Raw genomic sequence first — 21,690 nt, 5'->3', positions numbered from 1 at the left:
ACTCAGCCCTTTCTCAGCGTTTTTGTTTGGATAGAACGTTCCGGCCCAGTCGTTCAAGGGCCGCGCGCAAGTCTTGGTCGTGAACCTCGCGCGTCACTTTGTCTGCCTCGGCAACGACTTCCGGTGCGATGGTGGGTTTCGCCTGTTTCGGCCGATGCTCGAAACTGGCCTGCCCCTCGGCAAATCCTGTAGGAGCAGTCTGGGTGATGCGGATGCGGCTGATGGCACTGTAGCCATAGACGGCATTCACTTTGTCGCGCAGACGGTCCTTCTGCATCTCAAGCATCGGGGCCTGCGGTCCGGTGGTCAGCACGGTCAATGTGGCGCCGAACCCACCCTTTCCATAGCCCACCTTGACCGGTCGGGCGATGGCGGCGATGTCGGGGCCCACGATATCGGCCCAATGGGTCAACAAGCGCGACACGGCAAAGCCGCGACTTTCACCGGCTTTGCGGATCCGATCGCTCAGCAAGGACGCGGTGCGTTTGAACCCGCGGGTGGTGGACCGTCTTGGTTGCATCTGGTTTCCAACTCCTGCGCCGCTATTGTAATGGGCGTGCATCCGGGCGCCAGCGAAACCCGACAGAGAAATGGATAAAACTTGCGTGACATCGCCACTTTCGACCTGAGCCGCAGCCTGCTTGCCTGGTACGACCGCCACGCCCGCGACCTGCCGTGGCGGGTCAGCCCCGCCGACAGGGCCGCGGGCGTGCAACCCGACCCCTATCGCGTGTGGCTGTCTGAGGTGATGTTGCAGCAGACCACGGTGGCCGCCGTGCGGGATTATTTCCTGCGGTTCACCTCGCGTTGGCCGGATGTCCGGGCGCTGGCCGCCGCACCCGATGACCAGGTGATGGCGGAATGGGCCGGGCTGGGCTATTACGCCCGCGCCCGCAACCTGCTGAAATGCGCCCGCGCGGTGGTGGACCAGCACGACGGGCGCTTTCCTGACAGCCATGATGCGCTACTGAAGCTGCCCGGCATCGGCCCCTACACCGCCGCCGCCATCGCGGCCATCGCCTTTGACCGGCCGGAAACCGTGCTGGACGGAAATGTCGAGCGGGTCATGGCCCGGCTGTATGACATCCACGACCCGTTGCCGAAATCGAAACCTCTGCTGAAGGCGAAAGCCGCCGCGCTGACCCCGGACGACCGCCCCGGCGACTATGCTCAGGCGGTGATGGATCTGGGGGCCACGATCTGTACGCCGAAGTCTCCGGCCTGTGGCATCTGCCCCCTGCGAGACCCGTGCGAGGCCCGCGCTGCCGGAACACAGGCCGACCTGCCGCGCAAGACGCCCAAGGCACCGAAGCCCACCCGGCTTGGCCACGTCTACATCGCGCAGCGCGCCGATGGCGCAATCCTGTTGGAGCGCCGACCGGAAACGGGGCTGTTGGGCGGGATGCTGGGCTTTCCGGGCTCGGACTGGGCCGAGGACGCGGCCGAGACGCCGCCCTTTCCGGCTGATTGGACCCTGTTGCCCGCCGAGGTGCGCCATACCTTTACCCATTTCCACCTGATCCTGCGCGTCTGGACCGCCGCCGTACCCGCAGAGGTGGACCCCGTGGGTTTGGTCGTGATGCCTAAACATGCCTTTCGCCCCGGCGACCTTCCGACCGTGATGCGCAAGGCGCATGATCTGTGGCGCGGCAGTTCTGCATCTGGGAAAATGGATCGGGCAGGATTATCCTGACGGCAGAGTTTCGGAGCCTGACCATGATCTCGACTGACACCCTGTCGCGCTGGCAAACAGCCCTTCCTTTCTGGGTTTCGTTCCTATTGATCCCGATCCTGTGGTTCACCGCTTTCGCCGGCGCCTGGTGGGTATTGCTGGTGCCGCTGTCCACCTGGTGGTTGTTTGCAGCGCTGGACGGGCTGACCGGGCTGAACCTTGAAAACGCCGACCCCGAAACGCCCGAGGACGCGCTGCGCTGGTACGTCCTGCTGACCAAGGCCTGGGTTCCGGTCCAGTTTTTCACGCTCTATGGCCTGATCTGGTACGCCACCAGCGCCGAACATCTGTCATCACTGGAAAAGATCGGGCTGTTCTTCGGGATGGGCGTGATCTCGGGCACGATCGGCATCAACTACAGCCACGAACTGATGCACCAGAAGGGCTGGCTGGAGCGGTGGCTGGGCGACATCCTGCTGGCGATGGTTCTGTATTCGCATTTCCGGTCCGAACACCTGCTGGTGCACCACCGCTATGTCGGCACGCCCCGCGACCCGGTGACCGCGCGCTACAACGAAGGGTTCCACCGCTTCTATCCGCGCGTCCTGCGCCAGTGCCTGGTGTCCGCGTTTCAGGCCGAAAAGGCCAAGCTGGCGCGCAAAGGGCTGAACTGGACGGACCGGTCGAACCCGTTCTGGCGGTACTGGGCGCTGCAGGGGTTGATGCTGGCGCTGGCGCTGCTGCTCGGCGGATGGGCGGGGCTGGGGTTGTTCCTGGTTCAGGCCGGCACCGCGATCTGGCAACTGGAGCTGGTCAACTATGTCGAACATTACGGGCTGACGCGCAAATACCTGGGCGACGGCAAATACGAGCACGTCCGGCCGCGCCATTCGTGGAACGCCGCGCACAAGGCCTCGAACTGGCTGCTGATCAATCTGCAACGCCACTCGGACCATCATTACAAGCCCAACCGGCGGTTTCCGCTGCTGCAGAACCACCCACCCGAGGCGGCCCCGCAGCTGCCCTATGGCTATCCGGTGATGACGATCGCGGCGATGGTCCCGCCGCTGTGGCGGCGTGTGATGAACCCGCGGGTGCGGGCTTGGCGGCGACAGTACTACCCCGAGATCACGGACTGGAAGCCGTACAACAAGGCAATGCTTCCGATGCCACGGTCCTGAGAGCGGTCAACGCAGCGCCCAGATATCGACCGGCCGCTCGACGCCGCCAACCGCCTGTGCATCGTGGCGCTGGAACCCGTTCATCAGATCGGCAGCCGTCGACGCTTCGCTTAGGGCCTTTTCGCGCAGCGCGTCGCTGATGACAATCCGCGCACCCATCTTTCGCGTCATTGCTTCAAGCTTGGCAGCCAGATTGACCGCGTCTCCGATCACCGCGAATTCCAGCCGGTTGGCCCCGATGTCGCCCAGAACGACCGGACCGTAGTGAACACCGATGCCAACCTGAATCTCCTGCTCGCCTGCCCGTCGGCGTTCCAGATTCCAACGGTCGATGATGTCAGCCATTGACCGCGCGCAGGACAGGGCGTTGACCGCGTCCAGCGGGGTTGGAACCGGCGTGCCGAACGTGGCCATCAGCCCGTCGCCCAGATACTTGTCCAAGGTTCCGTGGTGATGGAACACCTCGGCCTCCATTCGCGCATGGAAGCCCCGCAGCACCTCGATCACCTCATACGGGTCGCGGCCGGCAGCGAATTTCGTGAAGCCCACGATGTCGATGAACAGAACCGCGATGTTTTCCTTGCGCACCTGCTTGAGCGGTTCGTCGTTCTGGCTCAGCTCCTCGACCACGTTGGGCGAGAAGTATCGCGACAGGTTGGCGCGTTCCCGCTCCAGTCCGGCATTTGAGATCAACAGGCGATTGAGCCGCCGCATCGACACGCCCAGCGTAACCGCGACCATCATGAACACGATCACCTCTTGCACGCGCATCGGAACCATGAAGCTGTTGGGGTCCAACAGTTCGGCCACGGCCGGATAGCCCTGCAACGCGGTGGCAACCTTTTCGCTGAGGCCAGAGATGGGCGTGGCCACCCACCAGGCGACGATCCAGCCCGCCGTCCACATCAGGGCCGTCCAGCTGCCCATGGCGATCACCGTGCGCCAGGAATAGGCCAGCGTACCTGCGGCCAGGATGATGAAGAAATACTGGAAATTGTCGAACCGGTACTGCATCGCCAGCGGGCGCACATCGTCGCTGAACGGGTTGGGAACGACCATGCCCAGCGTCATGATCAGCAGATCGGCGAAAATCAGCAGAAGCTCGATCCGGGATTGGCCCACACGGCCAGCGCGCCGGATCAACCAGCCGTTGCCGCAGAGCAGCAGCAGGATGAAATGATACCACATCACATCCCAGTTCGGATTCAGAAACACCAGCAGGACACCGGTCAACGCCATGGCGATCCAGCGGGCGCGGACGGCCAGTTCCAGCCCCTCGCGCTTGTGCCGTTCCAGCGCGGCTTCGGTGTATTTGTTGTCCAAATTGAATTTGTCCGGCGTGGTCACGAAAAACCGCTGAAACCGGGATTGGCTGGCCGTGGTATCAGACATTCCTGATGCTCCCTCGCTATGTAGCGGGATATGGGGTCGCACCATCCAAACATCACGGGGCACAAAACAAAAGACCCCGCCGGGTTCGGCGGGGCAAGGCTTGGTACCATGTGTCAGGCCACAGGCACCGGCGGTATTGGTGTGATCAGTTGTGCAGTTCGGCCCGGATCTGCTGGCGCAGCACGTCGATCGGAACGGTTTTTCCGTCGCGCTTGAAGCACCAGTATGTCCAGCCATTGCAGGACGGCGCGTTTTCCAGATGCGCGCCCACCTGATGGATCGAGCCCTTGATGTTGTCGCCCACCAGCGTACCGTCGGCCCGCACCTTGGCCTTGTGCCGCTGGTTCATCGAATACAGCTCTTCGCCCGGGCGCAGCATGCCGCGTTCGACCAGCTGGCCGAAGGGCACGCGCGGCTCGGCGCGTTTGCTGGCGCTGACCTCGAGCGCGTCACGGTCGAACTTGCGCACCTTGGCGATGCGCTTTTCGGCCACCTTGCGATAGCTGTCCTCACGCTCGATCCCGATGAACTCGCGGCCCAGCATCTTGGCCACCGCGCCGGTGGTTCCGGTGCCGAAGAACGGGTCAAGCACCACGTCACCCGGATTGGTCGAACCAACCAGAACCCTGTGCAACAGCGACTCGGGCTTCTGCGTCGGGTGCGCCTTGTCACCATTTTCATCTTTCAGGCGCTCGTGGCCCGTGCAGATCGGCAGTACCCAGTCGCTGCGCATCTGCACGCCTTCATTCAAGGCCTTCAGCGCCTCGTAGTTGAAGGTGTATTTCGCCCCTTCCCGCTTGCTGGCCCAGATCATCGTCTCATGCGCGTTAGTGAACCGCTTGCCGCGGAAATTCGGCATCGGGTTCGATTTGCGCCAGATCACGTCGTTCAAAATCCAATAGCCCGCATCCTGCAGGGCCGAGCCCACGCGGAAGATGTTATGATACGAGCCGATCACCCAGATCGCCCCATTGGGCTTGAGCAGGCGATGCGCGGCCTTCAGCCACTCGCGGGTAAACTGGTCATAGGCGGCAAAGCTCGAGAACTGGTCCCAATGATCATCGACGGCATCCACCTGGCTGTTGTCCGGGCGATGCAACTGTCCTTTCAGCTGCAAATTATACGGCGGATCCGCAAAAATCAGGTCGACCGACGCCTCGGGCAGACTGTTCATCACCTCGATGCAGTCGCCAGATAGAATCGTGTTTAAAGGGAGCGCGGATGCGCCCTTTGTCTTGGTAGTTGTCATGTCTCTGCCTCAAGTTCCACGGCGCTTTTGCGCTCATTTGGTTGAGACTAGGATGAGTCAAACCGGATTCGGCGTCAAATTCTTTTTTGAATCAGAGGGTTACGATTTACTCTTGATACAAGATATTGTGGACGGGCTTGAATGAACGTCTATGGTGTGGGGTTACCCCAAGATTTTGCAGCGCCTCGCGGTGTTGTTTAGACGGATAGCCCGCATTGGTTTCCCAGCCGTAGCCCGGATGCTGTTGCGCCAAATCCACCATCAGTTGATCGCGCCAATTCTTTGCAAGGATCGACGCCGCCGCAATCGAGACTGACTTCGCATCCCCTTTGACCACAGCCTGCGCCGGCAAGGTCAACCCTTTGGGGATCAGATTGCCGTCGATCAACAGATAGTCCGGCGCAGGATGCAGGGCGGCGACGGCGCGCTCCATCGCCAGATGAGAGGCATACAAGATATTGAGGTCATCAATTTCCTCCACCGACGCCTCGGCAATGGCAAACTCGGCCCGGGCGCGCAGATCTTCGTCAAGGGTGAGCCGCCTTCGCGCCGTCAGCTTCTTGGAGTCATTCAAACCGTCGGGAATGTCTTGCGGATTCAGAATGACCGCAGCCGCCACGACCGGACCGGCCAATGGGCCGCGGCCAACCTCATCTACACCTGCTATTCGGGGGTAGCCCTGCGCAATCAGCGCCTGTTCCAATTCAAACGTCGGAGTCGTCATCCCATCGGCAAACCGTTTTTTGGCCCGAACCGCAACAAAAAAGAAGGAGGCGACCCAGGCCGCCCCCCTCCCGCACAGCGCTTCTGCGGCGCTGCTCCTGCTCGAAACCGATTACTGGTAAACCACGCGGTATCCTTTCTGGCGCAGGCAGGCGGGTTCGTAGGCCCGCTTCACCTTCTTGCCGTCCCAGAACCCCACTTTGCACTGTTGTGGCAGGCTATTGGCATGTTTGTAGTGTTTCTCGAGGCAGTTCGGCCCCAGCAAAGGACGTTTCTTCGAATAGCCGTTGTAGGTCTTCAGGCAACGTTGCGGCAGGTCATAGCGGGCGACACGCCGGGGCAGAGGGCGGATATGATCCGGCCGAACGTTTTGCGGCTGGTGGACATAGTTGTTCTGCCGGGTGACACGCTCTTTGCGCTTTTCCTTGTTATAGTGATTGACGGCCGCGCCGATGATGGCAATGGCCGCCAACCCGCCCAGAATGTCATGGGCGTCGGCCGCCTTGGCCTGGGATGCGGAAACGCCGGTGATGGCGACTGCGGTGGCGACGACGAGGGCGATGAACTTCCGGTGCATGACAAGTGTCCTTTCAAAGCGGGACGCGGCGCCAGTGGCTAACCGCGAAACTGATGCAACAGCTTTCGGCCACCCGCCGACAGACAAGCAATAACGGCCCGGTGTTATCCGATATCATCGCCGCAAACCCTTTGAGATATTGAATATCGTGCCAAGCCATGCGCAGGATGCAGCCTATGAAACAGATCCTCTCTTTCCTGGTCGTTGCGACGTTGATATCGCTGAGCACCACCGTTTCGGCGGCCGAATGCTATGCCGATTACAAGGCCAAACAGGACAACCCGCTGCGCCTGCACTATGGCGTGATGCAGGTGTCCGCCTGCAAAAAGGGGCAAGCCAAGCAAGAGGTGGCCAAAAGGCTGAAATCCTCGGGGTGGACGTTGCTCAACGTGATCAGCGTTTTTGGACCGGAAGGGTTGGATCAAAGGAAGGCCAATGCCGGAAAATTCTATCTCCGTTTCTGAGGCGCGGCGGTCTGGCACCCGGCTGGTTGGAGCAGGCATCGCCGCAATTGTCGTGATCCTGATTACGGCCGCAGCCTTCTTGTTCTGGACCCTGCCCGATGCCAATGCTTTCAACGCTCGGGTCGAGCGGCTGTTCGTCGAAAGCGATCTGACCACCCAGGCTGAAATCCGATTGCTGGAGATCCTCGCGCAATCCGGAACCGCATTTGCCGACACGCTGGCCAGCTACCGGATGGTGATCTTCGTGCTGCTGATCTTTGCCACGGCCATGCTGTTGGCCGCCTTGGTCTTTCTGGTGATGCTGGTGACGTTGAACCGTAGAATGGCCCAGATCGAGCGCACGGGAATCCAGGTCACGTCGCTGCTGATCAGTCGCGAAGAGAACACCGTCTACCTGAACAACATGGATTTCAAGCTGACGCCCGCAGCGATGGAAACGCTGGCCGTCCTGGCCGAGTCCCGTCTCGACGACGAAGTGCTGTCGGGGGTTCAGATCGAAGCCATGATCTCTGGCCGAGACATATCGGACTGTGACGAAGCCGCCGGGGCCACGCGCATCAAACGGCTGCGGGACGCGCTGGGCAATCAGATGGTCAGCGAGCTGTTGGTCAAAAACATCGCCAAAAAGGGCTATATGCTGGCGATCGAAAAAGACGTGATCCAGATGGTCTGACCGTCTCGGCCGTGGATCGCGATCGGTAAATTCTGTGTTGCGCCCCTTGGAAATCGGGCTGCAAAAGCCCATCCTCTAGGGACCCGGGCAAGGGAGACGGCCGATGAATGTCCACGCCACACGGAATACGAACGGCTACGGAATTTCGATCGAAACGCTTGACGGCAGGGTTGCCATCTACCGCGATGACATCCTTCTGGCTGAAAGCACGAATGCCAAGGTCATGTATGAAACCCGGCTGCCGCCTGCGATTTATGTTCCGCGCGAAGACGTGCGCGTTGATCTGAGCGGTGAGACCGAGTTGCAGACCTTCTGCCCGTTCAAGGGCACGGCAACCTATCACGATGTCCTGATTGGCGACGAACGGTTGGCAAACTCGGTTTGGGCCTACGAGGATTCCCTGCCTGAAAGCAAAGCCATCCAGGGTCACATCGGCTTCATGCCGGCGGCGTACACTCATATCGATCTGGGCGACAATCAATTGCGCCAACCGCGAGACGGCAACATCAGCGGCCCGTTGATCGATTGGCTGATGCGTGGCGCGGGGTCGATCGCAACACCCGAAGATTTCACCAAGACCCTAGCCGAAAAAATGCTGGAACACGGCATCGCGATTCAACGTCTCAGCATCCTTGTCTGGTCGCTGCATCCCCTGATCGCAGGTAAGCACTACATCTGGGAAAAGGGTGCCGAGGAGATTTCGACCAATATTCCAACCTACGAGATTCACGATCACCCCGCTTTCATCAACAGCCCCTTGCGGCATGTCTCGAACGGGTTGGGCGGCGTTCGGCAACGGCTGAACGTCGACAACCCCCACAACAGTTTCCCCATCATGGAGGACCTGCGCGCCAAGGGGGGCACCGATTACGTGGCAATGCCTCTGCCGTTTTCCGACGGGCGCATCAACGTCCTGACGTTGACCTGCGACCACCCCAACGGCTTTACCACGGAAAACCTGGGGCTTGTCTTTGAGTGCTCGGCCGTCATCGCCCGCTACTATGAGGTGTTCATGCAGCGCGAGAATGCCCAGGCCCTTCTCGAGACCTATGTGGGCAAAAGAACCGGGGCCCGTGTTTTGGGCGGCGACATTCGTCGCGGCGACGGCGATGACATCGACGCGGCCATCATGTTCTGTGACCTGCGCAACTCGACCAGTCTGGAAGAGGATCTGGGCCGCACGGAATACATCAACCTGTTGAACGAATTCTTCGAAACGGTGTCCGGCATCGTCCACGAAAATGACGGTGAGGTTCTGAAATTTATCGGCGACGCCGTTCTTGCGGTTTTCCCGGCAGGTGAGGACCCCGGCAAGGCACGGTCAGACGCTCAGCGCAGTGCCGTTGAAATCGTCGAGAAATTGGCCGAGTTGCGTCGCTCCGACAAGAACCGGCAATGCGATTGTTCGATCGGCGTATCGTTCGGGCGTGTCACGTACGGAAATGTCGGTTCGCGCGAGCGGCTTGATTTTACGGTGATCGGACATGCAGCCAATGTCGCGGCGCGGTTGGGCGAGTTCGGCAAGCTCAATGGCCATCGGATCGTCGTGTCCGAAGATATCGAGCCGGCCTGTTCCCGGGCCGTCCCATTGGGGCCGGTCGACCTGCACAACGTTTCGCATCCGGTGATGTCTTTTGCCTTGCAGACATCCGCTGACACGGTTCTGGATGCCTGAGCACCCGGCACCCTTGCCCCCCGATCCTAAATGGCCACTCATAGCTGCGCACGGCACTGGTGCGTCTTTTGATCCTGGCGCGAGGTACTGACCTTAGCCCGAACGGTTTAACTTGCGGCACCCAGCAAAATCAAAGCAGTTTGCGCGGGAGAAATCGAACTTTGCATCTGTGCGATCCGAGTCCGGGCGAGATAAGTATCCGTCAGCTCGGCAATGGCATCGGCATCGACGAACTGCGAAAGGTTCGGCGAACCAGTCACTCTACTCAGCTTGTCCCGAAATACGTCCAGCTGCTTGTCGATATCCAGCTGTCCAAAGCTTGCCGGCAGGCCCAGCGCTGTTTCCATCATGCTGCGCAACGGCGGTAGGCTCATCAGATCGTACCACTTCTTGGTCTCGCTTCCGGACTGCCCGGCAAGGTCTTTCAAAGCGTGCTGGGCAAAAAGCGCGATCCGCATGGAGTCGTCGGCTTCTCCGACCGAGCTTTCGAACCGGGCGACGACATTTTTCTGAGCGATCTTCTCCATGTCAGTGATCAGTGCGGCTTTCCGAACCTCGCCCGGACCCAAGCCGAATGCTTCGGAAAACTCCCGATATCTGCTGTCAGCAAGCCGGTTCGCAAGGGCGTCATCCGAACTCGTACCGTCTGACAAGACCTTTTGAATGAAGTACCGATTGTCCAGGTCACCTTCCAATCCGAACGCGCCCAACGCGACCTGCAGCAGGCGTCGGTCAGAGACCAGATCTTCTGCCGATCGGACGTTTCGGATGTTTTCCACAAAATACTGCGTGTCCCGGTCATTGACCGCCGAGGTGGAAAAGGCCTGCAACTGGGCGTCATAGGTGCGCTGCAAAAAACGCCACCCCACGATACCCCCAGTTGGAATGACCGGCAGGAATGTCATTGCCGATAGGCCATCAGACGCTCTTCGCGCGGCAGCAACGATCGAAGAGCCTTCAGGCATTTGTAGTACTGCTCGGTCACCAGGGCTTCGGTCGCCTGTGCCAGGACCCGGCGACTGTCGACATCCGTGAAGACCTGGCTCAGTTCCTCGATCCGTCGCAGCAGCTGTTGTTTTGCGTCTCCGGCTTCCAGATCTCCGGACAGGACCAGCTGGGCCGCGTAACACACGCGCCTGACCGGGGTCGTCACTTCGTCGGGATGTATCGCGTCGCGCAACCGAAGGACATTTGCCTCGGGCGTCATGATTGAAAAGCGGGTCCGGCGGTCGCCGTTCTCGATCACAACGCCATTGATCAGAACCCGCTCTTTCGGAGCCAGCTTCAGAACCAGCCCGCCCATTACGCGGTCCCCCGCTGACGTAGCCCGCGCAAAACCGCCAGATTGATTTCAAGCAGCGGCTCGACCCCGGCCTTGCTGGCCAGAACCTGGCCCGTATGCTGCTCGGTGAACTCGGCCAGATAGAAAATCCGCGCGCGCAGCTCATTCGGCAGTGCATTGTCCGAGTCCACGACGCCATTGGCCAGGACGGACCACAAGCGGCGGTTTTCATGCAGGGCCTGAACAAAGCCCGCGAAATCCGAGGCTTTGCGCGCGGCCGCTGCCTTGAGCCGATGCGTGATCTTTGAAATCGCCTCATACTCGGTATCACGCGGGGTTCGCGTCGGAGCGGCGGACTGAGCATATGCCCGTTGTGCAAGCGTTTGCGGGGTCACTTGAAATCCTTTCAAAAGGCCGTCGTATTTGCAGTCACAGCCGGGGCGCGTAGATCACGCCCCGGCCAAGTTTCCGCCTTAGCGGAACAGCGAGAGGATCGACTGCGGCGCCTGGTTGGCGATCGACAGCGATTGTGTCGCCAATTGCTGCTGGACCTGCAGGGCCTGCAGACGGGCCGAGGTCTCTTCCATATCGGCGTCCACCAGCGAGCCGATGCCGGATTTGAAAGAGTCAGTCAGGTTCGAGATGAACTCCTTCTGGGTCTCGATCCGCCCTTGGGCCGAACCGAACGCGGCCGACGCATCAATCGCCGTGTCGATCAAGGTTTCGATCGTGCCCAGTGCTGCGGCAGCGCCGGCACTGGTCGAAACGTCAATCGACGACAACGCACCAAGACCGCCAGAACCGGCATTGGTGAACTGGGCCGAAACGGTTACGTCGCGATCTGCGTCAGCACCAGCGGTTGCGGTCCCGGTCACGAAGGACAGCGTACCCGGCGCGCTGGAGTCATAATCGATCGCAACACCGGTGATCCCAAGCGCGTCGATCTGGTTCTTCAGCCCAACTGCCACGATGGCATCTGTGTAGGCAGAGTCATAGGTCCCCGAAGGGTCCAGATCGCTGGCCTGCACGGTGTACGAAGCAACTTTGTCCCCGATGGTGATCGACACTTTGTCACCGACGGCGAAGTTGTCGGTCGAACTATCGATCACGATGTCACCAGACCCGCCCGACTTGTCCATTGTGAACCCGGCGGCGTCATTGTCAGTGGTCGCGTTGTCCGAGCCGGCCAGAACGCCCTTGCTGGCATACCCACCGGTCGACAGATCCTGGCTGGCCACCGAAATCGACGACGAGGTCACGTTGCCTGCGCTGTCGCGATCCAGCGACGACAGGATCGATGCGGTGCCTGCTGACCCGTCCACAAGATTGAGGCCGTTGAACTGTGCGGCACCGACAACCGATGCGATCTGGTCCCGCAGGGCGGTTACGTCATCATTGATCTTGCCGCGGTCGACGTTGTCCTCCTGTGCGGCGACGATCTTGTTCTTCATCTGGGTCAGCAGGTCGGTCACGGTTTCCGAAGCGTTCCGCGCCACGGCGACAGTCGATTCACCCAGTGCCAGGCTATCCTTGATCGCGTTGAAACCGTTGACGTCGGATTCCATCACCTTGGAAATCGCCCATACGGCCGAGTTGTCCTTGGCGGTAGCGACATCTTTACCTGTCGAAATCGCGTTCTGGGTTGCTGCAAGGTTCTTGTTGACCGATTTCAGAGTCTGCAGCGCCACCATCGCGCCGTTGTTTGTCAGAATGCTGGACATGTTTTTCATCCTTTTCCATTCGGGCCTTCTTCGCCCAGTGACGCCCGACCATCATTGGCGGACGTGTTGTCGTTCTGACCTGTGCGAGCTACCGGTCGGTGCTCGCGCCACCTTCTTTCGAGGTGCGGGACCACTTTTGGGCCTGACTTCCTAACGGAGTGCTAAGGCGGTCCGACGGAAAAGAACGGATTTGAATCAAACCGGCCGCTAGGCACGTTTCTCCAGCTTGGGATCCTGACGGACGGCGAAACCATTGCGTTGCCCGGACGCGTCATAGGTCGTGAATTCCTGCCGGATTTTTCTGAGTTCAGCCATCCGGTTCATGACCGCCCGAATCCCTTCGGCCGCGCTGTTCAGCAGGCCCTGATTGCGCTCGACCTTCTGGTGCAGCCGAATCAAGTCGTCACTGTCGTGCACCTGCATCTCGTTGACTGCGCCGATCAGCTTTTCCTTCTGCGGCATCATCTTGCCCAGTCGATCCAGGTCCCCCTCGACCAAGGCCCTGCGCTCGAGATCGAGAATCTCCTCGAGAGCCTTAATCAGTCCCTGCTTGTGCTCAGTCGGCATGGGTCTTCTCCATCATTGCATTGAATAGGGTTTCAGACAGTCCGATCCCGCCGGATCGGGCCAATTGCCTGGCCTGCTCCTGCAGCAGGAAAGACGAAAACTGGTCTTCACCAGCGCCGCCTCCGAAAGCCTGCCGCGCCTTGTCCAAGCCTGCGGCCTTCAGCATTTCGGCTAGAAAAGTTGCCTCAAGCTCGACCGCCGCGGCCTTGAGTCTTTGTTCGGTCATATTGCTGCGCGGTACCGGCGCAAGGTTTGGGATTTCCATCGCCCTCTCCGAAAATTGTTTCGATCTTTGTCGATCAAAGCGAAGAGCGGTTAAAATAAACGTAACTACCTTGTGGGCAGGTTTGGGCCAAACAACCGGAGCCGGAGCAAAATGCCCAACGCCCTGACCATGATGACCAATGTGATTTCCGGCGGAAAGCCGGATTGGGCCGCAAAGTCCGAGCCCGCAGCAAAAGGCGACTCTGATTTCGCCGAACTCATGGCCGAAGAAGAGATGCCGAACCTCGAGGCCGAGGCGAAACCTCATCCGGACAGCCGCACGGATCCAGAAATCGTGGATGACGATGAAGACACCAGCCCGGATGTCCCGCAGGCCGAACCTGATTTGGCTGAACCGCTGGGATTGCAGGGATCACAACAGGACGCGCGACAGAAAGACACCCCTCTGCTCGCTGCAACGCACGGGGAATTGCCAAAGCACCAAACGACGGCGCACGCCACTCTCGGGGCCAGTCCCCCGGCGGAGGGACGCCAGTCAACTGCCGCTGCAGCCATGCACGCAGAAACCTTTGATCCCGATCGCCGATCACTCGCTGGCGACTTGGGCAAGGGAACCGAAGCGTCCGAGCGTGCCGGGAACACACCGTCGCAACCTACGCCAGCTGCAAAAGAGCAGTTGAACGCCACCGAACCTGGAATGAGTGGGAGCCTGCATAACCGTAAGGACGAATTGCGCACTGCAGCCGGAAAAGAAGCCAGACGAGACGAGCAGGCCACCGGATCGGGGGTGGTTGTTCAGCGGCCGGCCAAACCTGCCGGCCAGGGAACCGAAGCCATCATCCGGGCACAGATCGTAGGAACACCGGAACGCGCAGCGCTAAAGGACCCGACGCCTGAAGACAGTCTGCACGACCGGATGCCAACACAGGATTTTGGTACGACCCCAGCGCAAAGGGATACAGGCCCGACCAACGGCGCCCCGTTCTCGGGCCGGGCGGAAATTGCTCGGGCGATCGCCGGGCAAATGGCGGCCACCATCGTCGCAAAGCCGAGAAGCGGTAGCGTGGAGATCGCACTGACTCCGGAAGAGCTGGGCAAAGTTTCGATCAAGGTGACCGGGCGCGAAGACGGGTTGCACATGATGATCGTCGCTGACCGGCCCGAAACCATGGACCTCATGCGCCGGCATATTTCGATCCTGTCAGCCGAATTCAAAGAGATGGGGCTGGGCGATCTTTCCTTTTATCTGGGCACCTCGGCGAACCCAGATCAGGACGGTGAGCCACCTGAACGCAGCACATTCATCACCGCGGGAGACCTTGACCCTGCAACCGAAACACCCGCTCGGGCCCGCCCAACCCAGGTGGACCGGGCGTTGGACCTGAGGCTTTGACCCATGATCACCACAGCGGCATCCGCGACACAAACACCCTCAACAGCGCAACCAACGGGAACCTCGGCGGCAACAGGGCTGACCTCGGACTTCGAGACGTTTCTAATGATGTTGACAGCGCAGGCGCGCAACCAGGACCCTCTGGAGCCACTTGATTCGTCGGAATATGCATCGCAGCTCGCCCAGTTTTCGATGGTCGAGCAGCAGGTTCAGACCAACGACCTTCTGGCAAACCTCACCGCCGCCCTGAGCAGCGTCAACCTGGATGAGCTGTCCAACTGGATTGGGGTCGATGTGCAGGGGGCAACCACCTTCCGGTTTGATGGCCAGCCACAGACCATATTCACTCGGCCCGACCTGGGCGCGGATGCGTCTGTGCTGGTCATCAAGGATTCTGACGAAACCGAAATCGATCGGGTCTCTGTTCCGGTATCTGAAACCGAGTTTCTTTGGGCTGGAGTGGATGCGTCGGGCAATCCGCTGCCCAACGGCACCTATTCCGCAACGCTGGAAAGCTATTTGAGGGATGAACTGCTCTCGGCGCGGCCCGCGGCCACCTACAGCCGCGTCGTCGAAGCCCAAGTCGGGGCCGGTGTTGTCATGTTGACCTTGGACAGTGGCGTCGTGATTCCGGCGACCGACGTCGTTGCCGTTCGTACCGGCGCTTGAACTCGGGAGCGCTGCGGGCCAAGGATTGGCCATCCAGATTCGCAACGCTCCGGTGTCCCAACTGTCCGTTCCAACCGCTCCTCCACCTGGCCTTTCAGACCAACTTGTCGAAAGCGGGTTGATCGCAAAAGACGCCCAGTTCGAGACGCTGTATGGCGGACGCACGAACCAGGTGTGGAAGGTATTGGACGCCGAGCCGGACCGGGTTTTGAAGTTCTACCGGTCTTCGCTACAAAACCCGCTATTTCGCAACGACGCCCAACTCGAAGCAGCCTGTCTGCACGCGCTTGCAGCGACGGGGTTTGTTCCGCGGCTTCGCGCCTCGGGCCGCTTTGGCCCGGATCGCTGGGTTTTTTATGACCATGCGGCTGGGGCACCATGGCGAGAAGGCACCGCGCAGGTGGCGGAACTGCTGCATGATCTGCACACCCAAGAAGTCGTGCTTGAGGTCCCTAAGGGATGCAATGGAAGCGTTGATCTCGATCATCACGGCACCCGTATTTTGAACGGTTGCCGCTCGGAACTCAGCGCCGTTCTGGCCGAACGCAAACCCAGATCCCAGGTGCCGCCGACCCCCCGAGTATGCCTGATCCATGGCGACCCGGTCGCCGGCAACATCCTCGTCTCCTCTGCGGGGCTGACACTGATCGACTGGCAATGCCCGGCGATGGGTGACCCATGCGAGGATCTTGCCCTGTTCCTGTCACCCGCTATGCAGCACCTCTATCGCGGCAAGGCGCTGAGCCCCGAGGAAGAGGCTACGTTTCTGTCGGCCTATGACAGCCCGCAGACGGTGCGCCGATACCTCGCGCTGAAGCCCTGGTACAATTGGCGTATGGCTGCCTACTGCCTGTGGCGGGCCGAGAATGGCGCGCCAGCCTATAGGGCCGGCTTTGACCTTGAGGTTGCGGCCCTCTGACTGTGGGCCGTATCACAAATCGGCAAGAGCCATCGCCGCATAAGCCGGTGGCATCAGCAGTCGCCGCCAGCGCCCGAAGGGGAACTTTGACGGCGGTTTGGCGATGACGTCCGGAATATTCGCGGGCTTACCCAAGACCAAGCGGGCCAATGCCCGCCCGCAATAGCTGCCCATCGCCACGCCATTCCCGTGATAGGCCAGACCGGCAAACAAGCCCGGATGGCTCGGGACCTCCCCGACAAAGGGCAGCAGGTCGCGGGTCAGGCAAACCATACCTGACCACATATGAGTTGCCTCAACCTCGGCCCAACCCGGGAACATGCGATCAAAGTCACGGCGTACTTTGCGACGGATCGCAGCTTCGGCGCGCGGCGAAGACATGAGGCCTCCTCGCATTCCGAACAGGAACCGATTGTCCGGCATCAGACGGAAATAGTGCAGAAGGTTGCGCGTGTCATACGCCATCTGGCGCGAAGTCCAACCCTGTGCCTGCAATTCAGCTTCGGTCAGCGGACGTGTCACCATGATCGTGGACTGAGCGGGCATGTAACGGGCGGCCAACCAGTCGGGCAGATCGTCGCTGGAATATCCATTGGTGCAGATCAACACCGTCTTGGCCTGAATACGGCCCATGGGGGTGGTCATCTTGTACCCGGACCCGGCATTTTTGATGAACTGAACCGGGCTTTTCGAGAATACTGCGGCACCTTGCGCCTGCACGGCCCGGGCCAACCCGAACAGGTATTTCTGCGGGTTCAGCCCAAAGCCGACCTGATCGGTATATCCGCCAAAGAAACGCCCCCCCATACCGAGGCGTCCCAAATCCGACGGCTCATGCAGAACCCCACCGCTGTCCGCGCGACGCCGAAGCCTCTCCATCGCGCGCGGGGTGTGTGCCAGCTGCGTCTCTCCTTCGGAGTGAACGTTGGCATCGATCCGAAGGCGCTGCAAAAGATCCGCAACCAAGGTGACCGCGTCGGTTTCGGCCTGCGCATAATCCTGTGCTGCCGAGATCCCATAGCGCCGCGCCAGTGTCGCCGAACCAAGCTTGGACCCTCCTTGGCAGCAAAACCCACCATTGCGCCCCGAAGCGCCCCAGCCCGGAGCTTCGGCCTCGAACACGGCGACAGACACACCGCGTTCGGCGAGGTGCAGGGCCGCAGACAATCCGGTGAACCCGCCGCCGACAATCGCAACGTCGGTCGACAAGTCACCTGAATGAACGGGCCAGTCAGGCGCTGGCACGGTTTCATCCCACCAACACCCCGCGCGCGGGCCGGGGCCATAGGTGTAGGCCGGAAAGATCCGTTTCATTCGGTACGCGCGGCAGCTTGTTCCTCTTGCCGCTGCCGGACCATCGCGCGTTTCGACACCAGCGAAGCGGTGATCACGCCCACGGTGACCACGGCGATCATGATGGTCGACAACGCGTTGATTTCCGGGCTGACCCCCAGACGTACGGCCGAGAAGATCTTGATCGGAAGGGTCGTGGCCGAGGGGCCGGACGTGAAGGACGCGATCACCAGGTCATCCAGCGACAGGGTGAAGGCCAGCAACCACCCCGAGATCACCGCCGGCGCGATGATCGGCAGCGTCACCAACCTGAAGGCCTGCGCCGGCGAGCAGCCCAGATCCAGCGCCGCCTCTTCCAGCGACCGGTCGAACGTCACCAGCCGCGAGGACACCACGACCGAGACGTAGCACATCGAGAAGGTCGTATGCGCCAGCACGATGGTAAGGATGCCACGGTCCAGCCCGATGCCGATGAACAACAGCAGTAGCGACAGGCCGGTGATCACCTCGGGCATCACCAGCGGCGCATAGATCATCCCGGAAAACAGCGTGCGGCCAAAGAACCGCCCGCCCCGCACCATGACATAGGCGGCCATGGTGCCCAGAATGGTCGCCAGCGTCGACGAGAACACGGCAACGCGAACGGTGACCCAGGCCGCATCCAGAAACGCCTGGTTCTGCATCAACTCGCCATACCATTTGGTCGAGAACCCGGCCCAGACCGTGACCAGCTTGCTTTCGTTGAAGCTGAAGATGATCAGAATCACCATCGGGATGTACAGAAACGCAAAGCCCAGCGTCAGCGAGACCGTGTTGAACCAGCTCAGCCTGTTCATTGCTCTGCCTCCGCCTGTTTCTGCTGGTTGCGCTGGAACAGCACGATCGGGATCACCAGGATCAGCAGCAGGATCACCGCCACGGCGCTGGCCACCGGCCAGTCGCGGTTCGAGAAGAACTCCTCCCACAAGACCTTGCCTATCATCAGCGTGCCCGACCCGCCCAGCAGCGAGGGGATCACGAATTCACCGATCACCGGGATCATCACCAGGAAGCATCCCGCAATGATGCCCGGGCGCGACAGTGGGATGGTCACCAGCCAGAAGGCCTGCGTGCGCGAACAGCCCAGATCCTCGGCCGCCTCGATCAGCGAGCCGTCCAGCCGATCGAGCGCGGCATAGATCGGCAGGATCATGAAGGGCAGATAGGTGTAGACGATACCGATATAGACGGCCGTCTGCGTGTTCAGAATGGTCAGCGGGGTCGAGATGATGCCCGTCCACAGCAGGAACTGGTTCAGGTAGCCTTCGTTCGACAGGATCCCCATCCACGCATAGACGCGGATCAGGAACGAGGTCCAGAACGGCAGGATGACCAGCATCATCAGCGTCGGGCGCCATTCCTCGGGCGCGCGGGCCATGCCATAGGCGATGGGATAGCCCACCAGCAGGGTCAGCGCGGTCGCGATCAGCGCGATCTTGACGCTGGACAGGTAGGCTTTCCAGTACAGGTCATCCTCGGTCAGCCAGACGAAATTCTCGAAATCCAGTTGGCTGAAGAATTCCTTGATCCCGGCCCAGCCCTGCGACAGATCAAGAGTCGGGGTGTAGGGCGGGATCGCAAGCGCGATGTCCGACAGCGAGATCTTCAACACGATGAAGAACGGCACCAGGAACAGGGCCAGCAGCCAGACATAGGGAATGGCGATCAGGACCGCGCGGCGCATCAGTCTGCCAGCAGAACCGCCGCCGTGGCTGTCCAGGACAGCCAGACAGGGTCTTCCCAAGTAAAGGACCGGCGGGAAATCCGCCGTGTATTGGCCGTTTGCGCCTTGATGATCGTCCCGTTTGGCAATTCGACATGGTAGGTCGACAGGTTGCCCAAATAGGCAATGTCATGCACCTTGCCCTGCACGGCGTTGACGGCATCGGCAGGACGCTCGGCCGAGATCGTTACCTTTTCCGGCCGGATGGCCAGGTGACAGGCCTGCCCGTTTCCAAAGATTGCCGCCGATGTCGCGGTCAGCGGCGGCTGGCCCTCGGCCCATTCGATACTGTACGAGCCCTCACCGGCGGCGGTTGCACGACCTTCGATAATGTTCACGTCCCCAATGAAATCGGCGACATAGACCGAGTTCGGGTTTTCGTAGATCCGGTCCGGCGTGGCGACCTGCATCAACTGACCCTGATCCATCACCGCAACGCGGCTGGCCACCGTCATCGCCTCTTCCTGGTCGTGGGTCACGATCACGAAGGTGGTGCCGGTCTTTTCCTGAATGTCCATCAGTTCGAACTGGGTGTCCTGGCGCAACTTTTTATCCAGTGCACCAAGAGGTTCGTCCAGCAGCAGCAGTTTGGGCGCCTTGGCCAGCGACCGGGCCAGCGCCACGCGCTGACGCTGGCCACCGGAAATCTGGTGCGGTTTGCGGCGGGCGAATTTCTCAAGACGGGTCAGGCGCAGCATCTCCTCGACCCGGTCTTCCAAATCATGCTTGGGCATGTTGTCCCGGCGCAGGCCAAAGGCGATGTTGTCCCAGACGTTCAGATGGGGAAACAGCGCATAGGACTGGAACATCATGTTGACCGCCCGCTTGTTCGGCGGCACCGGATCGATGTCCTGACCACTCAGCATGATGTGGCCTTCGGTGGGTTTCTCGAACCCCGCCAGCATCCGCATCATCGTCGTCTTGCCGCAACCCGACGGCCCGAGCAAAGCAAAGAATTCCCGCTCGAAGATGTCCAGCGACAGATTGTCGATGGCAGTAAAATCCCCGAATCGCTTGGTCACATTTTTGAACTGGATCAAGGGTTTCGCCTGCGGATCTTCCCACGGCGCAAAGACGGTAGAGTTCAAATCGGCCCCCGTAAGTCAGCCTGTACAGGTAGTGCGCAAGGCAGAACCATTCTGCCTTGCACAATCATTTCGGATCAGGTGCCCGATTTGATCTTGGTCCACAGGCGGGTCACGACCCGCTGCGTTTTGGCCGGGTAAGGCGTGGTGATGTAGAGGTTCTGCATCGTGGCATCATCCGGGTAGATCGCCGGATCGCCGATCACGTCTTCTTCCAGAAACTCCTGCGACGCCTTGTTGCCGTTGGCGTAGTAGACGTAGTTCGACGCCGCCGCCATGTTGTTGGCATCCAGGATGAAGTTCAGGAATTTATGCGCGCCGTCCGGGTTGGGTGCATCCACCGGAATGGCCATCTGGTCGAACCACATCAGCGAGCCTTCGGCAAACGGATGGTATTCGATGGTCACACCGTTGTCGGCCTCATCCGCCCGATCGCGGGCCTGCAGAATGTCGCCCGACCAGCCCACGGCCACGCAGATGTCCCCATTGGCCAGTGCATTGATGTATTCCGAGCTGTGGAACTTCTGAATGTAGGGACGCACGCCCGTCAGCACTTCTTCGGTCTTGGCGATCACGTCGGTGTCATGGCTGTCCGGATCTTCGCCAATGTACTGGAGTACCATGGGAATGATCTCGGACGGCGCGTCCAGGAAATGGACGCCGCATGAGGCCAGCTTTTCCATGTTCTCGGGCTTCAGCACCAGGTCCATGCTGTTCAAGGGCGCATCGTCGCCCAGCACTTCCTTGACCTTGTCGACATTCACGCCCAGCCCCGTGGTGCCCCACATGTAGTTGATCGAATAGGCGTTGTCCGGGTCATATCCGGCCGTACGTTCCTGGATCACATCCCAGAGGTTAACTGCATTGGGCAGCTTGGACATGTCCAGTTTCTGGAAGGCTCCAGCCTGGATCTGGCGCTGAAGGAAGGTGCCCGACGGCACCACCACATCGTAACCGGATCCTCCGGCCAGCATCTTGGTTTCCAGAACCTCGTTGCTGTCGAACACGTCGTAGATCAGGGTCAGACCCGTCTCTTCCTGGAATTTGCTCAGCAACTCCTCGTCGATGTAGTCCGACCAGTTGTATACGCGCACCTCTTCCGCAACAGCGGCCGACGTCCCCAATGCGACAATTGCCGTCATCGTCAGCGTTTTGATTTTCATTTTCT

24 protein-coding genes are annotated in these 21,690 nt (G+C 60.4%); 8 read left to right on the top strand and 16 right to left on the bottom strand.

The annotated features are described in order from the left end of the window. Positions 1-13: 13 nt before the first annotated feature. Complete coding sequence (locus ACR3EL_RS01995; protein WP_170341278.1) at positions 14-520, bottom strand: DUF721 domain-containing protein; 507 nt, start codon at positions 518-520, stop codon at positions 14-16. An 81-nt stretch (positions 521-601) separates the two neighbouring features. On the opposite strand from ACR3EL_RS01995, the gene mutY reads away from it, so the two are divergent. Beyond that, a complete protein-coding gene (gene mutY / locus ACR3EL_RS01990) occupies positions 602-1,693 on the top strand; it encodes an A/G-specific adenine glycosylase (protein WP_170369178.1) in 1,092 nt (363 codons plus the stop codon). 23 nt (positions 1,694-1,716) lie between these two features. Further along, positions 1,717-2,853, top strand: a complete 1,137-nt coding sequence (locus ACR3EL_RS01985) for an alkane 1-monooxygenase (RefSeq protein ID WP_480720222.1) — start codon at positions 1,717-1,719, stop codon at positions 2,851-2,853. A gap of 6 nt (positions 2,854-2,859) precedes the next feature. Here ACR3EL_RS01985 and ACR3EL_RS01980 read toward each other — a convergent pair whose 3' ends face one another. The 4 genes from ACR3EL_RS01980 to ACR3EL_RS01965 form a co-directional block, all read right to left on the bottom strand. Beyond that, complete coding sequence (locus ACR3EL_RS01980; RefSeq protein WP_170341274.1) at positions 2,860-4,245, bottom strand: adenylate/guanylate cyclase domain-containing protein; 1,386 nt, start codon at positions 4,243-4,245, stop codon at positions 2,860-2,862. A gap of 145 nt (positions 4,246-4,390) precedes the next feature. Then, positions 4,391-5,494: a site-specific DNA-methyltransferase gene (locus tag ACR3EL_RS01975; protein WP_170341272.1), complete on the bottom strand. Its 1,104-nt coding sequence runs from the start codon at positions 5,492-5,494 to the stop codon at positions 4,391-4,393. A 106-nt stretch (positions 5,495-5,600) separates the two neighbouring features. Further along, entirely contained in the window at positions 5,601-6,218 is a 618-nt protein-coding gene (locus ACR3EL_RS01970) for a ribonuclease HII (protein WP_170341270.1), read from the bottom strand. A 111-nt stretch (positions 6,219-6,329) separates the two neighbouring features. Then, the gene (locus tag ACR3EL_RS01965) at positions 6,330-6,794 is read right to left on the bottom strand and encodes a hypothetical protein (protein ID WP_093964236.1); all 465 of its coding nucleotides are present in this window, start codon (positions 6,792-6,794) and stop codon (positions 6,330-6,332) included. Between the two features lie 176 nt (positions 6,795-6,970). Between ACR3EL_RS01965 and ACR3EL_RS01960 the strand changes: the two genes are divergently transcribed. From ACR3EL_RS01960 to ACR3EL_RS01950, 3 genes are all read left to right on the top strand, one after another. Continuing rightward, positions 6,971-7,258 carry a hypothetical protein gene (locus ACR3EL_RS01960; protein WP_093964235.1) on the top strand — a complete coding sequence of 96 codons (288 nt, stop codon included), beginning with the start codon at positions 6,971-6,973 and terminating at the stop codon, positions 7,256-7,258. Next, on the top strand, positions 7,230-7,931 hold the full coding sequence (locus ACR3EL_RS01955; protein ID WP_093964234.1) for a winged helix-turn-helix domain-containing protein: 702 nt from the start codon (positions 7,230-7,232) through the stop codon (positions 7,929-7,931). Before ACR3EL_RS01960 ends, ACR3EL_RS01955 begins: the two co-directional genes overlap by 29 nt. 103 nt (positions 7,932-8,034) lie before the next feature. Then, complete coding sequence (locus ACR3EL_RS01950) at positions 8,035-9,606, top strand: DUF427 domain-containing protein (RefSeq protein WP_170341266.1); 1,572 nt, start codon at positions 8,035-8,037, stop codon at positions 9,604-9,606. A 107-nt stretch (positions 9,607-9,713) separates the two neighbouring features. Here the strand turns inward: ACR3EL_RS01950 and ACR3EL_RS01945 are convergent, their stop codons facing one another. The 6 genes from ACR3EL_RS01945 to ACR3EL_RS01920 form a co-directional block, all read right to left on the bottom strand. Continuing rightward, positions 9,714-10,475 (bottom strand): DUF1217 domain-containing protein, encoded by a 762-nt coding sequence (locus tag ACR3EL_RS01945; RefSeq protein WP_480720215.1) that lies wholly within the window; start codon positions 10,473-10,475, stop codon positions 9,714-9,716. A gap of 32 nt (positions 10,476-10,507) precedes the next feature. Further along, on the bottom strand, positions 10,508-10,909 hold the full coding sequence (gene flbT, locus ACR3EL_RS01940; protein ID WP_170341263.1) for a flagellar biosynthesis repressor FlbT: 402 nt from the start codon (positions 10,907-10,909) through the stop codon (positions 10,508-10,510). Continuing rightward, complete coding sequence (gene flaF / locus ACR3EL_RS01935; protein ID WP_170369173.1) at positions 10,909-11,283, bottom strand: flagellar biosynthesis regulator FlaF; 375 nt, start codon at positions 11,281-11,283, stop codon at positions 10,909-10,911. The genes flbT and flaF overlap by 1 nt, the downstream gene beginning before the upstream one ends. A 78-nt stretch (positions 11,284-11,361) precedes the next feature. Further along, positions 11,362-12,609 (bottom strand): flagellin, encoded by a 1,248-nt coding sequence (locus ACR3EL_RS01930; RefSeq protein WP_170341259.1) that lies wholly within the window; start codon positions 12,607-12,609, stop codon positions 11,362-11,364. A gap of 207 nt (positions 12,610-12,816) precedes the next feature. Then, entirely contained in the window at positions 12,817-13,176 is a 360-nt protein-coding gene (locus ACR3EL_RS01925; protein WP_170341257.1) for a flagellar biosynthesis protein FlgN, read from the bottom strand. Further along, complete coding sequence (locus ACR3EL_RS01920) at positions 13,166-13,441, bottom strand: rod-binding protein (protein ID WP_170341256.1); 276 nt, start codon at positions 13,439-13,441, stop codon at positions 13,166-13,168. The genes ACR3EL_RS01925 and ACR3EL_RS01920 overlap by 11 nt, the downstream gene beginning before the upstream one ends. A 111-nt stretch (positions 13,442-13,552) precedes the next feature. On the opposite strand from ACR3EL_RS01920, the gene ACR3EL_RS01915 reads away from it, so the two are divergent. Genes ACR3EL_RS01915 through ACR3EL_RS01905 form a run of 3 tightly spaced genes read left to right on the top strand, consistent with a single transcriptional unit; the run spans position 13,553 to position 16,382 of the window. Continuing rightward, entirely contained in the window at positions 13,553-14,794 is a 1,242-nt protein-coding gene (locus ACR3EL_RS01915) for a flagellar hook-length control protein FliK (RefSeq protein ID WP_170341255.1), read from the top strand. Positions 14,795-14,797: 3 nt separating this feature from the next. Further along, positions 14,798-15,463 carry a flagellar hook capping FlgD N-terminal domain-containing protein gene (locus ACR3EL_RS01910; RefSeq protein ID WP_170369169.1) on the top strand — a complete coding sequence of 222 codons (666 nt, stop codon included), beginning with the start codon at positions 14,798-14,800 and terminating at the stop codon, positions 15,461-15,463. Between the two features lie 25 nt (positions 15,464-15,488). Next, the gene (locus ACR3EL_RS01905) at positions 15,489-16,382 is read left to right on the top strand and encodes a phosphotransferase (RefSeq protein WP_254437811.1); all 894 of its coding nucleotides are present in this window, start codon (positions 15,489-15,491) and stop codon (positions 16,380-16,382) included. A 12-nt stretch (positions 16,383-16,394) separates the two neighbouring features. On the opposite strand, the gene ACR3EL_RS01900 is transcribed toward ACR3EL_RS01905, so the two are convergent. From ACR3EL_RS01900 to ACR3EL_RS01880, 5 genes are all read right to left on the bottom strand, one after another. Further along, positions 16,395-17,696: an NAD(P)/FAD-dependent oxidoreductase gene (locus tag ACR3EL_RS01900; RefSeq protein ID WP_480720211.1), complete on the bottom strand. Its 1,302-nt coding sequence runs from the start codon at positions 17,694-17,696 to the stop codon at positions 16,395-16,397. Next, positions 17,693-18,511: an ABC transporter permease gene (locus ACR3EL_RS01895; RefSeq protein WP_005980381.1), complete on the bottom strand. Its 819-nt coding sequence runs from the start codon at positions 18,509-18,511 to the stop codon at positions 17,693-17,695. The genes ACR3EL_RS01900 and ACR3EL_RS01895 overlap by 4 nt, the downstream gene beginning before the upstream one ends. After that, complete coding sequence (locus ACR3EL_RS01890) at positions 18,508-19,398, bottom strand: ABC transporter permease subunit (RefSeq protein ID WP_005980379.1); 891 nt, start codon at positions 19,396-19,398, stop codon at positions 18,508-18,510. The genes ACR3EL_RS01895 and ACR3EL_RS01890 overlap by 4 nt, the downstream gene beginning before the upstream one ends. After that, positions 19,398-20,525, bottom strand: a complete 1,128-nt coding sequence (locus tag ACR3EL_RS01885) for an ABC transporter ATP-binding protein (protein WP_480720208.1) — start codon at positions 20,523-20,525, stop codon at positions 19,398-19,400. The genes ACR3EL_RS01890 and ACR3EL_RS01885 overlap by 1 nt, the downstream gene beginning before the upstream one ends. 74 nt (positions 20,526-20,599) lie before the next feature. Further along, positions 20,600-21,685, bottom strand: coding sequence for a polyamine ABC transporter substrate-binding protein (locus tag ACR3EL_RS01880; RefSeq protein ID WP_093964222.1), 1,086 nt, complete (start codon positions 21,683-21,685; stop codon positions 20,600-20,602). Positions 21,686-21,690: the final 5 nt, after the last annotated feature.

This window comes from Ruegeria sp. BJ3 (assembly GCF_056535665.1).
This window is presented reverse-complemented; position numbering and strand designations above follow the sequence as displayed.

What these genes read in the sequence shown, in the direction of transcription:
- ACR3EL_RS01995 (WP_170341278.1), bottom strand. Translation starts at nt 520, where the DNA reads ATGCAACCAAGACGGTCCACCACCCGCGGGTTCAAACGCACCGCGTCC.
- ACR3EL_RS01985 (WP_480720222.1), top strand. Translation starts at nt 1,717, where the DNA reads ATGATCTCGACTGACACCCTGTCGCGCTGGCAAACAGCCCTTCCTTTC.
- ACR3EL_RS01980 (WP_170341274.1), bottom strand. Translation starts at nt 4,245, where the DNA reads ATGTCTGATACCACGGCCAGCCAATCCCGGTTTCAGCGGTTTTTCGTG.
- ACR3EL_RS01975 (WP_170341272.1), bottom strand. Translation starts at nt 5,494, where the DNA reads ATGACAACTACCAAGACAAAGGGCGCATCCGCGCTCCCTTTAAACACG.
- ACR3EL_RS01970 (WP_170341270.1), bottom strand. Translation starts at nt 6,218, where the DNA reads ATGACGACTCCGACGTTTGAATTGGAACAGGCGCTGATTGCGCAGGGC.
- ACR3EL_RS01965 (WP_093964236.1), bottom strand. Translation starts at nt 6,794, where the DNA reads ATGCACCGGAAGTTCATCGCCCTCGTCGTCGCCACCGCAGTCGCCATC.
- ACR3EL_RS01960 (WP_093964235.1), top strand. Translation starts at nt 6,971, where the DNA reads ATGAAACAGATCCTCTCTTTCCTGGTCGTTGCGACGTTGATATCGCTG.
- ACR3EL_RS01955 (WP_093964234.1), top strand. Translation starts at nt 7,230, where the DNA reads ATGCCGGAAAATTCTATCTCCGTTTCTGAGGCGCGGCGGTCTGGCACC.
- ACR3EL_RS01950 (WP_170341266.1), top strand. Translation starts at nt 8,035, where the DNA reads ATGAATGTCCACGCCACACGGAATACGAACGGCTACGGAATTTCGATC.
- flbT (WP_170341263.1), bottom strand. Translation starts at nt 10,909, where the DNA reads ATGGGCGGGCTGGTTCTGAAGCTGGCTCCGAAAGAGCGGGTTCTGATC.
- ACR3EL_RS01930 (WP_170341259.1), bottom strand. Translation starts at nt 12,609, where the DNA reads ATGTCCAGCATTCTGACAAACAACGGCGCGATGGTGGCGCTGCAGACT.
- ACR3EL_RS01925 (WP_170341257.1), bottom strand. Translation starts at nt 13,176, where the DNA reads ATGCCGACTGAGCACAAGCAGGGACTGATTAAGGCTCTCGAGGAGATT.
- ACR3EL_RS01920 (WP_170341256.1), bottom strand. Translation starts at nt 13,441, where the DNA reads ATGGAAATCCCAAACCTTGCGCCGGTACCGCGCAGCAATATGACCGAA.
- ACR3EL_RS01915 (WP_170341255.1), top strand. Translation starts at nt 13,553, where the DNA reads ATGCCCAACGCCCTGACCATGATGACCAATGTGATTTCCGGCGGAAAG.
- ACR3EL_RS01910 (WP_170369169.1), top strand. Translation starts at nt 14,798, where the DNA reads ATGATCACCACAGCGGCATCCGCGACACAAACACCCTCAACAGCGCAA.
- ACR3EL_RS01900 (WP_480720211.1), bottom strand. Translation starts at nt 17,696, where the DNA reads ATGAAACGGATCTTTCCGGCCTACACCTATGGCCCCGGCCCGCGCGCG.
- ACR3EL_RS01895 (WP_005980381.1), bottom strand. Translation starts at nt 18,511, where the DNA reads ATGAACAGGCTGAGCTGGTTCAACACGGTCTCGCTGACGCTGGGCTTT.
- ACR3EL_RS01890 (WP_005980379.1), bottom strand. Translation starts at nt 19,398, where the DNA reads ATGCGCCGCGCGGTCCTGATCGCCATTCCCTATGTCTGGCTGCTGGCC.
- ACR3EL_RS01880 (WP_093964222.1), bottom strand. Translation starts at nt 21,685, where the DNA reads ATGAAAATCAAAACGCTGACGATGACGGCAATTGTCGCATTGGGGACG.